General features: G+C 67.3%; 11 protein-coding genes and 1 tRNA gene. 8 read left to right on the forward strand and 4 right to left on the reverse strand.

Annotated elements, in window-relative coordinates:
* Window positions 1-14 precede the first annotated feature (14 nt).
* Both mtnN and E3O60_RS11740 read right to left on the reverse strand, forming a co-directional pair.
* Window positions 15-773 carry a 5'-methylthioadenosine/S-adenosylhomocysteine nucleosidase gene (gene mtnN, locus E3O60_RS11735; RefSeq protein ID WP_134408803.1) on the reverse strand — a complete coding sequence of 253 codons (759 nt, stop codon included), beginning with the start codon at window positions 771-773 and terminating at the stop codon, window positions 15-17.
* Window positions 770-1,222 (reverse strand): S-ribosylhomocysteine lyase, encoded by a 453-nt coding sequence (locus E3O60_RS11740; protein WP_134498197.1) that lies wholly within the window; start codon window positions 1,220-1,222, stop codon window positions 770-772. The genes mtnN and E3O60_RS11740 overlap by 4 nt, the downstream gene beginning before the upstream one ends.
* Window positions 1,223-1,383: 161 nt before the next feature.
* Between E3O60_RS11740 and E3O60_RS11745 the strand changes: the two genes are divergently transcribed.
* Together E3O60_RS11745 and E3O60_RS11750 are read left to right on the forward strand one after the other, a co-directional pair.
* Complete coding sequence (locus E3O60_RS11745) at window positions 1,384-2,796, forward strand: hypothetical protein (protein ID WP_134498168.1); 1,413 nt, start codon at window positions 1,384-1,386, stop codon at window positions 2,794-2,796.
* A gap of 71 nt (window positions 2,797-2,867) precedes the next feature.
* Window positions 2,868-4,355 (forward strand): PQQ-binding-like beta-propeller repeat protein, encoded by a 1,488-nt coding sequence (locus tag E3O60_RS11750; protein WP_134498170.1) that lies wholly within the window; start codon window positions 2,868-2,870, stop codon window positions 4,353-4,355.
* A 6-nt stretch (window positions 4,356-4,361) separates the two neighbouring features.
* On the opposite strand, the gene E3O60_RS11755 is transcribed toward E3O60_RS11750, so the two are convergent.
* Together E3O60_RS11755 and E3O60_RS11760 are read right to left on the reverse strand one after the other, a co-directional pair.
* The gene (locus E3O60_RS11755) at window positions 4,362-5,297 is read right to left on the reverse strand and encodes an aldo/keto reductase family oxidoreductase (protein WP_088454800.1); all 936 of its coding nucleotides are present in this window, start codon (window positions 5,295-5,297) and stop codon (window positions 4,362-4,364) included.
* Between the two features lie 268 nt (window positions 5,298-5,565).
* Window positions 5,566-5,649 (reverse strand) — tRNA-Leu (locus tag E3O60_RS11760).
* Window positions 5,650-5,865: 216 nt separating this feature from the next.
* On the opposite strand from E3O60_RS11760, the gene E3O60_RS11765 reads away from it, so the two are divergent.
* Genes E3O60_RS11765 through E3O60_RS11790 form a run of 6 tightly spaced genes read left to right on the forward strand, consistent with a single transcriptional unit; the run spans window position 5,866 to window position 13,007 of the window.
* Window positions 5,866-6,612, forward strand: coding sequence for a DUF3662 and FHA domain-containing protein (locus E3O60_RS11765; RefSeq protein ID WP_088454799.1), 747 nt, complete (start codon window positions 5,866-5,868; stop codon window positions 6,610-6,612).
* Window positions 6,609-7,202, forward strand: coding sequence for an FHA domain-containing protein (locus tag E3O60_RS11770; protein ID WP_088454798.1), 594 nt, complete (start codon window positions 6,609-6,611; stop codon window positions 7,200-7,202). The genes E3O60_RS11765 and E3O60_RS11770 overlap by 4 nt, the downstream gene beginning before the upstream one ends.
* A gap of 3 nt (window positions 7,203-7,205) precedes the next feature.
* Window positions 7,206-8,435, forward strand: coding sequence for a PP2C family serine/threonine-protein phosphatase (locus E3O60_RS11775; protein WP_088454797.1), 1,230 nt, complete (start codon window positions 7,206-7,208; stop codon window positions 8,433-8,435).
* A complete protein-coding gene (locus E3O60_RS11780) occupies window positions 8,419-9,819 on the forward strand; it encodes an FtsW/RodA/SpoVE family cell cycle protein (RefSeq protein WP_088454796.1) in 1,401 nt (466 codons plus the stop codon). The genes E3O60_RS11775 and E3O60_RS11780 overlap by 17 nt, the downstream gene beginning before the upstream one ends.
* A complete protein-coding gene (locus E3O60_RS11785) occupies window positions 9,820-11,271 on the forward strand; it encodes a penicillin-binding protein 2 (protein WP_134479620.1) in 1,452 nt (483 codons plus the stop codon).
* Window positions 11,268-13,007 carry a protein kinase gene (locus tag E3O60_RS11790; protein WP_088454794.1) on the forward strand — a complete coding sequence of 580 codons (1,740 nt, stop codon included), beginning with the start codon at window positions 11,268-11,270 and terminating at the stop codon, window positions 13,005-13,007. The genes E3O60_RS11785 and E3O60_RS11790 overlap by 4 nt, the downstream gene beginning before the upstream one ends.
* The last annotated feature ends 14 nt before the right edge of the window (window positions 13,008-13,021 follow it).

Genomic DNA, 13,021 nt, shown 5'->3' on the forward strand with positions numbered 1-13,021 from the left:
GCGATGGACGAGCTCTAGAGCCGGCGGAGGGTTTCCAGCACCACCACGGCCGAACGTTCGGCCGCATCGTCAACGTGGGTGAGGTGATCGCCCACGGGTCCGCACAGATCCGAGATGCCGCGGATGGCCACAAAGGGCACTCCGTAGGCGAAGCAGGTCTGCGCGATTCCCACGGTTTCCATGTCGGTGCAGAGCACCCCCGGGAACAGCTCGCGCAGTGTCTCGGCGAGCTCGGCGCCCACGAACTTGTCGTTGGAGACCATCAGCCCGCGCTGCACGACCAGGGCCGACCCGTCGGGCATCCGGGTGGGCGTTTCGGCGGCGTCGAGGGCAGCGGCCGCGCCGGCATACCGGGCGGGCATGCCGGGCACCTGGCCGAGGGCGTAGCCGAAGGGGCGCGCATCCGCGTCGCTGTTCAGGCAGTCGCTGCCGATCACGACCTCACCGACCCGCACCTCTACGCCCACGCCGCCGGCCGAGCCGGCGCTGATCACCAGCGGCGCGGCCACAGGGTCACCCGCCCGGGCGGCGAGAATCGCGGATGTCGTTGCACCGGCCGCATTGACCAGCCCGATACCGCCCTGCACGAGCAGCACATCGCGCCCGGCCAGCGTCAGCCGGTACTGCAGGGCCTTGCCCACGGTGACCGGTTCGGCGGCGACGGTGGCCGCCGCCAGGAACGGCGCGGCCTCCTCCGCCATGGCGACCAGGACGATCGCGTCGGGGCTGTCAGGGATGAGGGTGCTCGCGCCGAGGGTGTCTACGCTGCTCATGCGGTGACGTTGGCCCAGCCGTCGCGGCCGGCCAAGAACTCCGTCACGGCCTCCTGGGCGGCGCTCAGCGAGTGGTTCGCGCCCCAGCCGCACTGCACCTCGTTGGCCGCCGGCACCTCGGAGGCGCCGAGGATGTCGGTCATGGTGGCCTCGATCAGCTCGAGCACCTCGGTGAACTCCGGTCGTCCCTGCAGGATCAGGTAAAAACCGGTCTGGCAGCCCATCGGCGAGAAGTCGATGACCCGGTCCGAGTGGTTGCGGGAGTGCTCGGCGAAGAGGTGCTCGATCGAGTGCACCGCCGGCATCTCCAGGTGGGCGACGTTGGGCTGAGTGAAGCGCACGTCATATTTCACGATGACATCGCCCAGCGGCAGCACCTTGGTGTCGGCCAGGCGCACGTACGGCGCGACGACGGTGCGGTGGTCGAGGTTGAACGACTCGACGTTCATGCGCGGCTGATTCACGGGATCTCCCTGACGACTGTGGTGTCAGCTCGGTTCGAGGTGACCAACCGACAGTAACAGGCAGGCCTTGAGTCGGCCGTGAGTGTTCAGCCGGGCGCCTGGCTCCGCGTGGCACACCGTCCAGGTCGGTGCGGGATACTGGCTCGATGACAGCACGGGGGTTCTTACGGATGACGGCCGGCGCGGGGGTCGGGGCGCTGGCGCTGGCGCTTACGCTGACGGGGTGCGCGGCCTGGGCAGGGCCCGCCGACGGGCCACCGACAGAGGTCACTACGGTGGTCGACGAGGCCCTGACCGAGATCCGGACCACCCCCGGGGTGGCCAGTGTGACCGCGGACATCCGGGTCAGCGACGGCTTCGCCCAGTCCGACAAGTCGCCCACCGCACCGGACCTGTGGGACGCCCACTTCACGGTGCAGGCCGACGACTCGAACGTGGACGTGCCGGCTCTGGCGGTGTCGGTCGACTCGGCTGCCCAGAACGGCACGGTCTCGATGAGTTCCGTCGTGCGGATCCCTGGCGAGAAGGGCGGCGCCGACGTGTCGCTGAGCTTCTCGCCGCCCGGCATCGGCGTCATCACCAGCCTCGATCCTGAGCAGATGGCCGACGCGGCCGTCGCCCTGCGCGACCTGCCTGGAACCCTGTCGGTGTCGGTGTTCCAGCACGGTGAGCCTGTCGGCATCGAGGTCGAGTCCGCCTCGGTCTGGGCCGACCTGACAACAACAGTCCGGGCACTGCCCGGTTTCGGCAGCGGAGCCCTGCCGGCGATCACTCTCACCTCGCCGGCGGACGGCTCGAGCGAGGGCTCCTCCCTGACAATCGACCCCACTTCGCCCGGAACCGGCCTGGTACGGTTTCTCGCCGAGCTCAGCACCGACTTGGCGGTCACTTCCGTGTACTTCGACGGTGTCGACAACCGCAAGGACTCCGCAGCGTGGCGTCCGAACCTGAGGGTGCGGGTCGCGGCTCTCGGAGACGTCGAGGACGTGGCCGGCCTGCTGACCGAGCTCGACGACTCCCAGACCCAGGTCGACGGCCTGCCTCTGGCATCTTTCGACGTATCCCTGGCACCAGCCACCGCCACCGACTCACCAGAGACCTTGACGGGCTACCTGGGGCTCCCGCTCGGCTCGGCCGAGCCCGACGACAGGTTGGCCGGGCTGCCCGGCGCCACTCCCCCGGCCGTCGTCGATCCGGCGGATGCCACCACCCGGATTGCCGGCGACCTCGCCCTGGTGACGGCGCTGCTGGCTGCCGCCGGCGACGAAGCGGGCATCCGCGGGCCGGCCTCTGTCACCACCACGACGTGCACCGGCGGCTCCGACGAGCAGGTGACGGGCTCTGTCGTGATCCCGATCTTCGAGATCGCCGACAGCGCCGACGAGGCCTTCGACGCGATCACAACGGCCTGGGAGATCAGCGGCTTCAGCCGATCCGACCGTGCCATGGGAACAGACTTCTACTCCGTGCCGGACGGCAGCCTGGAGACCCTGTCGATCCGCGGCACCGCCGCGGGCATCTCGATCAACGCCACCGCGCCCTGCGTTCGTTCTCGATAGTCACCCGAGCGGGGCGGATGCGCCATACTTGCAGTCTTGGCGAGCGCGCCAGGGGGGATTCGGGGGAAACCATGTTCAGAGCCACGTCCACGCTGCCGATCGCGGCTCTGGTGCTGCTGGTGGCTCTCACCGGCTGCACACCGGGGACCAGCTTGATCCCGGAAAGCGCCGCCGATATCGCGGCTCGGGAGCTCGACGAGGTGGCCACGCCGGACTGGTCCGTCGACGCGTCCCTGGTCGGCGATCCCGCCGCGGCAGACGGCGTGGTTCTCGCCTACGCGAAGGCGTCCTCAGGTTCCCTGCAGGTCGTGGCCTGGGACGCCACGACCGGTGAACAGCTCTGGGCCGACAGCGCAGTGACCGGGGCGGCAACGGTCGGCGTGCAGGCGTCGGCCACCATCATCAGCGACGGCGACCAGCACTACGCCGCCTACCTTCGCCCGGGCGACGACAAAGACTGGCAGGACCTGGTGCTGGCGGACCTCGGCACGGGAACGCCTGTCCCGCTGACCGACAACCGGGTCTGGGCGACCAGCCGACCGTCATCCTGCGCCGACGGCACCGATATCTGTTTCACGGGCTGGAAGCAGACCGACTACGACGCCGGCAGCCTGAGTTACCGCTTCACCACCGCCGGAGGCGAGATCACCCCGGATACCGACGTCGTGCTGCCGGACTCGGCCCGCCTGATCGGCAACCGCGTCTATTCCACCAATAGCCGACCCCCGGAAGGCACCGAGATGCTCGGCAGCAGCGCCGACGGCGAGTTTCTCTGGGAGCGCCCCTATCAGGATGTCTTCGGTGAGGGCACCTCGTCCGACGGCGGTTGGTTCTGGACCAAAGAGAAAACCACCGGCCTGTTGATCGGCGCCGGGGGCCTGTTCGACGCGTCCCGTGCGGACGCCACCGAATACACCGACGACGCAACGCAGCAGCGCGTCGTGGCGCTGGATCCAGAGTCCGGTGAGAGCGTCTGGAGCCTCGACGGAGCCGAGTTCTGTGACTATTACGTGCGTGAAGAGGCGCGGGCCGACGGCAAGCGCACCTTCTGCGTCATCAACTCCGGTACAACATCGGTCGTCAAGAAAGCAGACGGGTCGGGCTTCGACGTCACCCGCACCGACTTCGACGTCGATCTCGTCGGGGTCGACGTGGCAACAGGGGAGATCGACTGGACCCTCCCGCTGGGCGGCGACGACTACAACGGCACCGGCGACGAGAAGGAATCGACCTTCGCCTCATTCTCTGCCGATAGCGTCAGGCTCATCGACGGCGAATCGACGATCGTGAACCTCATCACCGGGGAGCACTCCGACGCCTCGGAGGAGGCCGTCTACGCCTGCTCCATCCAGCGCGAGCCGCTGATCGCGATGTACCCCGGAACCGGCGAGAGCACGTCGTTCGGTGGCGGCGACGACCACCAAGCCTGCGAAGCGACCGGAGAGCTCAGTGACACGTTCTCGATCGGGTCGGTGCGGATGGTCGGGGTCGACGCCGGAGCCGGGCGACTGATCGTCGCCTCCCCCGGCGCCCTCCTCGGCTTCACCGTCGAGGACTAGCCAGGGTTACGGCACCCGGTAGCCCGCGGCGCGGAACAGCTCGTACCACTCTGAGCGGGTGAGCGGGATCTCCGAGCCGAGCGCGGCCGCGGCCACCCGCTCAGGGCTGGTGGTGCCGAGCACCACCTGCATCTGTGCGGGGTGGCGGGTGATCCAGGCCGTGGCGATGGCGATCGCGGGAACGTCGTAGGCAGCGGCGAGACGGTCGATGACCGCGTTCAGCTCGGGGTACTCCGCTGAGCCGAGGAAGACCCCGGTGAAGAAGCCGGCCTGGAACGGCGACCAGGCCTGAACCGTGATGTCGTTCAGCCGGCAGTAGTCCAGGATTCCGCCGCCGTCGAGGGTGAGCGACTGCTGCTCTCCGGCCATGTTCGCCGCCACGCCCTGCGCGACGATCGGAGCGTGGGTGATCGAGAGCTGCAGCTGATTGGCAACGAGCGGCTGTCGTACGTACTTCTTGAGCAGGTCGATCTGGCGCGGGGTGTGGTTGGAGACACCGAAGGCGCGCACCTTGCCGGCGGCGTCCAGCTCGTCGAAGGCCCTGGCGACCTCTTCGGGTTCGACAAGCGCGTCGGGGCGGTGCAGCAGCAGGATGTCGATGTGGTCCGTTTTGAGCGCGGCCAGGGAACCGTCCACCGAATCCATGATGTGTTCATAAGAGAAGTCGAAGTACGGCCCATCCCCCACGATCCCGGTCTTGGTCTGGATGGTCAGCTCGTCACGCTGCGACGGGGTGAGCTGCATCGCCTCGGCGAACCGGCGCTCGCACCCGTGCAGGTCGGTGCCGTACACATCGGCGTGGTCGAGGAAGTCGATGCCGGCGTCACGGGCGGTGCGCACCAGTTCGCGCACCTCGTCGTCGGTCTTCTCCGCGATCCGCATCAGGCCCAGCACAACGTTCGGGGCGACGATCTCGGTTCCGGGCATGGTGAAACGCTTCACGGTGGTCCTCTCGGTGATGCACCGGCGGCGGGTGCTGCACGTTCGAGCCTCTCGCGCCGCTGCGGTGTAATTCCACCGTAGGGACGCGCGGTGCAGAAGTACAACAACACTCACCGATGCCATTGAGAACCAGAACTGGTGAATCCGGTGAGAGCGTGACAGCGAGTGCAGTTCCGTATGCACCACCGAGAATGACGAAAGGCCCCCGGTTTCCCGGGGGCCTTTCCTGTTCGCGCAGATTATTCATCCATCGTGCACTTTTTCACTGTGCGCGAGGGGGGACTTGAACCCCCACGTCCTTTCGAACACTGGCACCTGAAGCCAGCGCGTCTGCCAATTCCGCCACTCGCGCGAACTTTGAAATCCTAGCATTCCGCAGGGCCTGAACGCCATTCGAGGGCTTCCGCCCCCATTCAGCCTGCCCCAGACCCGCGGAATGCCCCCCGTTAGTGGTCTGACCGCACTACCCCCGTAGGATGACTTCCCGTGCCCTGACCCGCCCATTGGGCGAGTTAACACGTGAGGCAAGTAACATGCTCATAGCCAAACGGACCGGATCGGGAGACCTGTGGGCATACTGGATAACTTTGAGAAAGGTCTTGAGCGCGCCGTAAACGGCGCTTTCGCCAAGACCTTCAAGTCGGGCGTGCAGCCGGTGGAGATCACCTCAGCGCTGCGTCGTGAGCTCGACACCAAAGCCGCGGTCGTGTCGCGGGATCGTATCCTGGCGCCCAATCGCTTCACCGTGCGCCTGGCCCAGGCCGACTTCGGCCGCATGAGAGATCTGGGCCCCGCCCTCATCGACGAACTCGTCCAGCTCGTGCAGCAGCACGCGTCCTCGCAGGGTTATCAGTTCACCGGCGTCGTCTCGATCACGTTCGCCAACGACCCCGGCCTCAGCGAGGGCATGGTGCAGATCGATTCCACCTCCGTCAACGGCAGCGTGGCCTGGACCCCGGTCGTTGACATCAACGGGCACCGTCATCAGCTCGTCAAGTCCCGCACGGTGATCGGCCGCGGCTCGGACGCCGACATCACCATCGACGACACCGGCACCTCCCGCCGCCACGTCGAGATCATCTGGGACGGCGCCCGCGCCCAGGTACGCGACCTCGGCTCCACCAACGGCTCCCAGCTGAACGGCTCCCCCGTCAAACAGGCCATCCTCGAGCCCGACTCGGTCATCACCATCGGGCGCACCAGCATCGTCTTCAGGGTCGTCGCCCAGGCCGGCACCGACAGAACCGAGGCCCGCCGGGTCGACGAGTCCACCCAACGGCACGATATGGGCGGTTTCTGGGGGCCGAACGCATGAATCCCAGTGAACTGACCCTTCTTGTTCTGCGCCTGGCGTTCCTGCTGGTGCTCTGGCTGTTCATCTTCGGCATCGTCTACGCCCTCCGCAGTGACCTGTTCGGCCAGCGAGTGCGCAAGATGTCCACGGATGCGCCCGCAGCGGCACCCGTACCCTTCGCCACCCCGCCACCCGCGCCGGTACCCGCCGGAGCGTTCGCGCAGCCCCCGGCGGCCTCGGCCTCCGCTCCCACCGAGCAGTTCTCCCGCCAGCAGGCCGCTCCGCTTCCGCAAGCCGGGCCAGAGAAGGCCACCGCGCAGACCGCCACCCGCCTGGTCATCACCTCCGGACCCAAGGCCGGCACCGAGTTCCCGCTCGGCACCGAGCCGGTCACCATCGGCCGGTCCAGCGATTCGAGTCTGGTCATCCGGGACGACTACACCTCCACCCACCACGCACGGCTGATGCTGTGGCATGACGACTGGATGGTGCAGGACCTGGATTCCACCAACGGCACCTTCCTCGACGGCAAACGTGTTGCCGTGCCAACGTCGGTGCCGCTGAACGCCACCGTGAAAATCGGCGCGACGAGCTTCGAGCTTCGGCGGTAGTGCATGGCATCGGTTAGTCACAGCGCAGCCGCGTCCAACGTTGGCAAGATTCGGTCCAACAACCAGGACTCCGGGTACGCGGGACACACCCTGTTCGTCGTGGCCGACGGCATGGGCGGACACGCCGGTGGTGACGTGGCGTCGGCCATCGCCACCAAGCGCATCATGGAGGCCGACACGGCCTACCTGTCGGCTCAGGACGCCGAGTTCGCGCTCCAGGCTGCGCTGATCGCCGCGAACTCGCAGTTGGCCGAGACTGTTTTCGAGCACGCCGAACTCACCGGCATGGGCACCACCGTCAGCGCCCTCGTGGTGCTCGATGACCAGGTCGCCATCGCGCACATCGGTGATTCCCGGATCTATCTGTTCCGGGACGGTGAGCTGTCGCAGATCACCACCGACCACACCTTCGTGCAGCGCCTCGTCGACAGCGGTCGCATCACCGAGGCCGAAGCCATGGTGCATCCGCGCCGGTCGGTGCTGATGCGGGTACTCGGCGACGTCGAGTCCTCTCCGGAGATCGACACCTCGATCCTGGCCACCCGGGCGGGCGACCGCTGGCTGATCTGTTCCGACGGGCTGAGCGGCGTGGTGTCGAACACGGGCATCGGCAACGCCCTCCGATCCTCGCTCGATGCGCAGGCCGTTGCCGACCGCCTGGTCAAGGAGAGCCTGGACGGCGGCGCGCCAGACAACGTCACCATCGTCGTCGTCGACATCGGTTCCGGCGGAGAACGACTGGGTGAGCCGATCGTGGTCGGCTCCGCCGCGGCGCCGCTGGCGTTCGGTGAGGAGCCGGTGCGCACCCGCGCACCCCGCATCCCTTCGCTGCGACTGCACCCCGTGCGGGAAACCCACTTCGAACCCGACTCCCAGGACTACCTGTCCGAACTCATCGAGGAAGACGCGCGACGCGCCACACGCCGCAAGGTCACCTGGCTGGCCGCCATCGTGCTGCTGATCGTGACCATCGTCGGTGCCGCGTTGCTGGGTTACCAGTGGACGCAGAGCCGGTACTTCGTCGGCGTCGAAGGCAGCACCGTCGCGATCTACCAGGGCATCCAGCAGGATCTGGGCCCGCTTAAACTCTCCAGCGTCTACGAAGACACCAACCTGGAGCTGAACCAGCTGCGCGTCTACGACCGCCAGCTGGTGGAGCGCACCATCAACGCGTCATCCCTGGAAGACGCCAAACTCATCGTGGAACGGTTGAGCAATGCCCCGGCAGAGTAAAACGACCTCGGATGCCCGCGAGGCGGCCCCGCAGACCGGCAAAATCCGCCGGTTGCACCTGCCTCAGAAGCTGCGCAATCTCGAGCTGTTTCTGCTGATCCTCGCCTGCGGCATCAACCTGGGCGCCGTCGTGCTCGTGCAGCTGGGCGCACTCGGCCAGATCGACACCACCCTGGTGCTCCTGGGCGCGAGCTTGTCCGGCCTGGTGTTCGCGATGCACATCGTGCTGCGTTTTGTCGCACGGGAAGCCGACCCGTTCATCCTGCCCATCGCCACCCTGCTCAACGGCATCGGCATCGCGATGATCTACCGCATCGATATCGCCAACGAGGAGGCCGGCTGGGCCAGCGCCGCCGTGCGGCAGACCGTGTGGAGCGGGTTGGCCATCGCCCTCGCCATCGCCGTGCTCCTCATCATCCGCAACCACCGCGTGCTGTTCAGGTACACCTACGTCGCCGGCTTTGTCGGCGTTCTGTTGTTGCTGCTGCCGCTGGTTCCCGGTCTCGGCCGCGAGGTCAGCGGTGCCAGGGTCTGGATCGGCTTCGGCTCGTTCGCCACCTTCCAGCCCGGCGAGATCGCCAAGATCGCCCTGGCCGTGTTCTTCGCCGGCTACCTCGTGCGCAACCGCGACAGCCTCTCCATGGTCGGCAAAAAGTTCCTGGGAATGCGTTTCCCGCGTCTGCGCGACCTCGGCCCGATCCTGGTCGTCTGGGCCCTGTCCATGTCGGTCATCATCTTCCAGCGCGACCTGGGCACAGCCCTGTTGTACTTCGGACTGTTCCTGGTGATGCTTTACCTCGCCACCGGCCGGCTCAGCTGGGTGCTGCTGGGCATGGGCCTGTTCCTCGGTGGGGCCCTCATCGCCAGCCAGACCCTCGAGTACGTCAACGGCCGGTTCACCAACTGGCTGGATGCGCTCAACCCGGCCGTCTACGACGCAGCCGGCGGCAGTTACCAGCTCGTTCAGGGTCTCTTCGGCCTCGCCAAGGGCGGGTTGATCGGCACCGGCCTCGGCCAGGGCCGTCCGGAACTCACCCCGGTCCCCCAGAGCGACTACATCATCGCCAGCCTCGGCGAAGAACTCGGCCTGGCCGGCGTCTTCGCGATCCTGGCCCTGTACCTGCTCCTGGTCGCCCGCGGCTTCCGTATCGGCTTCGCCGGTCAAGACGACTTCGGCAAGCTTCTTGGCGTCGGACTCTCCTTCGTCATCGCCCTGCAGTGCTTCATCGTCATCGGCGGTGTCACCCGTGTCATCCCGCTCACCGGCCTCACCACCCCGTTCCTGGCCGCCGGTGGCTCCTCCCTCGTCGCCAACTGGATCATCGTGGCCCTGCTGCTGCGATTGTCCGACACTGTGCGCAACCAACCTCGGCTGGTGGTCTAGATGAATCGTGAACTCAAGCGCGTGAGCATCGTCGTGATGCTCATGTTCGCCGCCCTGCTCGGATCAACCTCCGTCGTGCAGGTCTTCCAGGCCGATAACCTCGCGGCGGATGACCGGAACACCCGCACCCTTCTCGACAGCTACTCCGTCGAGCGCGGCGCGATCCTCGCCGGCGGCGAGCCGATCGCCCAGTCGATGCCGGTCGATGACAACTACAAGTTCCAGCGCACCTACAGCAACGGCTTGCTCTACGCCCCGATCACCGGCTTCATCCCGGTCAACGGTGCGCCCACCGGGCTGGAGCAGGCCCTCAACGGCGAGCTCAGCGGCACCTCGAATGCGCAGTTCTTCGACCAGGTCTCCAGCCTGGTCACCGGCCAGGACCCCACGGGCGCCTCGGTCGAGACCAGCATCGACCCGGTCGCGCAGCAGGCCGCCTGGGATGCGCTGGGCGACAACACCGGCTCCGTCGTCGTCACCGAGCCCAAAACCGGCCGGGTGCTCGCGATGGTGTCCAAGCCGAGCTACGACCCCAACACCCTCGCCGTGCACGACAGTGCCGCGGTCAACGACACCTACGACGCCCTCGTCAACGCTCCGGGCAACCCGCTGATCAACCGGGCCATCAATTCGCTCAACCCGCCCGGTTCGGTGTTCAAGCTCGTGGTGGTGGCCGCGGCCCTGGAATCGGGTCAGTACACCCCGGAGAGCACGTTCCCGAACCCGGCGACCTGGACGCTGCCCAATTCCAGCTCCGTCGTGATCAACTCCGGCGGCGGCACCTGCGGTTCGGGCGACACCGTCACCATCGCCACGGCGCTCAAACTGTCCTGCAACATCCCCATGGCCGAGCTCGGCCTGGCGCTCGGCGATGACGCCATCCGCGCCATGGCAGAGAAGTTCGGTTTCAACTCCGAATTCACCATCCCCCTGTCGGTCACCGCCAGTGAGTATCCCGAAGACCCCGACGACGCGCAGACTGCCCTGTCGGCTTTCGGCCAGACCAGCGTGCGCGCCACACCACTGCAGATGGCGCTGGTCTCAGCGACGATCGCCAATGGAGGTATCGAAATGCAGCCCAACCTGGTCGATGAAATCCTGGCACCGGACCTCAGCCCGTTGCAGACCTTCGAACCCGTCGCCGCCGACCGGGTGCTCAGCGCCGAAACCGCGGCGACCATGACCCAGATGATGGTCAACGGGGTCCAGGACGGGGCCGCGAGCAATGCAAGAATAGACGGAGTCGACGTGGCGGGAAAAACGGGGACTGCGGAGAACGGCGCCGATGACCCATACACACTGTGGTTCACCGGATTCGCCCCCGCGGCAGACCCGCAATACGCGATCACCGTTCTCATCGAAGATGGCGGGGGACTCGGTCAGACGGGGTACGGCAACTTGCTTGCCGCACCGATAGCGAAACAGGTACTAGAGGCGGTGCTGAATAAATGAGACCCACAGCAGGGCTCACCTTCGGGGGACGATACGAGCTGCAATCCCGCATCGCCATCGGCGGTATGGGCGAGGTTTGGCAGTCCGTCGACCTGGTGATCGGGCGCACAGTCGCCATCAAGATCCTCAAGGACGAGTACCTTGGCGACCCTGGATTCCTCGAGCGCTTCCGCGCTGAGGCCCGGCACGCCGCCCTGGTGAACCACGAGGGCATCGCCAACGTCTTCGACTACGGCGAAGAAGACGGCAGCGCCTTCCTCGTCATGGAGCTGGTGCCCGGTGAGGCGCTCTCCACGATCCTCGAACGCGAGCACACGCTGCCCGCCGACAAGGTCCTCGACATCGTCGCGCAGACCGCCGCCGCCCTGCATGCCGCGCACGCGGCCGGGCTCGTGCACCGCGATATCAAGCCGGGCAACCTGCTGATCACCCCAGAGGGCCGCGTCAAGATCACCGACTTCGGCATCGCACGTATCGCCGACCAGGTTCCCCTCACCGCGACCGGCCAGGTCATGGGCACGGTGCAGTACCTCTCGCCCGAACAGGCGAGCGGACGCTCGGCCTCGCCGACCACCGATATCTACTCCCTGGGCATCGTCGCCTACGAAAGCCTCGCCGGCCGGCGCCCGTTCACGGGCGAGTCCCAGGTGGCGATCGCGATGGCTCAGATCAACGAGCAACCACCGCCCCTGCCCGAAACGGTCTCGGAGCCGGTCCGTAACCTGGTGATCTCCTGCCTGGCCAAGAACCCAGCCGAGCGCCCCGCCTCGGCGGCGCACCTGGCTCGTGCCGCCATCGCGCTCCGCCGCGGTGACGTCGCGGCCGCTGCCGCATCCGTACCGGCCGTCATGACGGGCCTCACGCCCACAGCGGCCACCATGCTGATGCCCGGTGCCGGCAACGACCAGACCACCCAGTTGATGCCGTCAGCGTCCGGTGTGACACAGCCGGGCACCCGCGCTGAGGCGGCCGCCGCGGCAGCCGCAGCGGATCCCAAGAAAAAGAAGAAGCGCAGTCCCTGGACCTGGCCGCTGGTGGCGCTCATCTCCATCCTCGGTCTGGTTCTCGTCGGTACCCTGGTCACGCTGTTCATGCAGCCCGCCGCCACGCCGGAACCGGAACCCACGGTAACCTCCCAGACGCCGACTCCGCCGAAGACCACGCCCACGCCGACACCAACGCCGTCCACCAACATGGTGGAACTCGACCAGAACGAGTTCCTCGGTATGACCAGCTCTGAGGCACGGGACCGGCTCAGCGAGCTCGGTCTCAGCGCCAACGTGGTGGCGGACAAGGCTGCCCCCGACGCCGACCAGGTCGACAGGGTCTACGGGATCAACCCCACGGGTCGGGTCGCCGAGGGCACGCCGATCGAGGTGCGGGTCTATTCCGATTTCATTCCCGCGCTCCCCGACGCGCCCTCAGGCACGCCGTCGGCCACGCCGTCCACCGTCGCTCCCGCCGGTACCGTCACGGTCACTTGGCCGGGGCAGTCCTGCCCGGCCGGCCAGGAGCTCTCCGGTTACGAGCTGCTCGCCGAGGGCAACGGGGTCTCCTCCCCCGCTCGCACCGGGCCGGACACGACCACGACCACCGTCACGGCGGGCACCGGAAACTTCACCGTGAAGTTCCGGTACTTCTGCGGCGAGACGGCCTCCGACTACTCGGGCGCCAGCACGGTCACCGTGACGGCGCCGGTTGTGCCCGTCCCGACCCCCACCACGCCTGCAGGGTAGGTGCACCCGGTGGG

The sequence above is a fragment of the Cryobacterium sp. TMB1-7 genome, from assembly GCF_004402435.1.
Taxonomy (GTDB): Bacteria; Actinomycetota; Actinomycetes; order Actinomycetales; family Microbacteriaceae; genus Cryobacterium; species Cryobacterium zongtaii.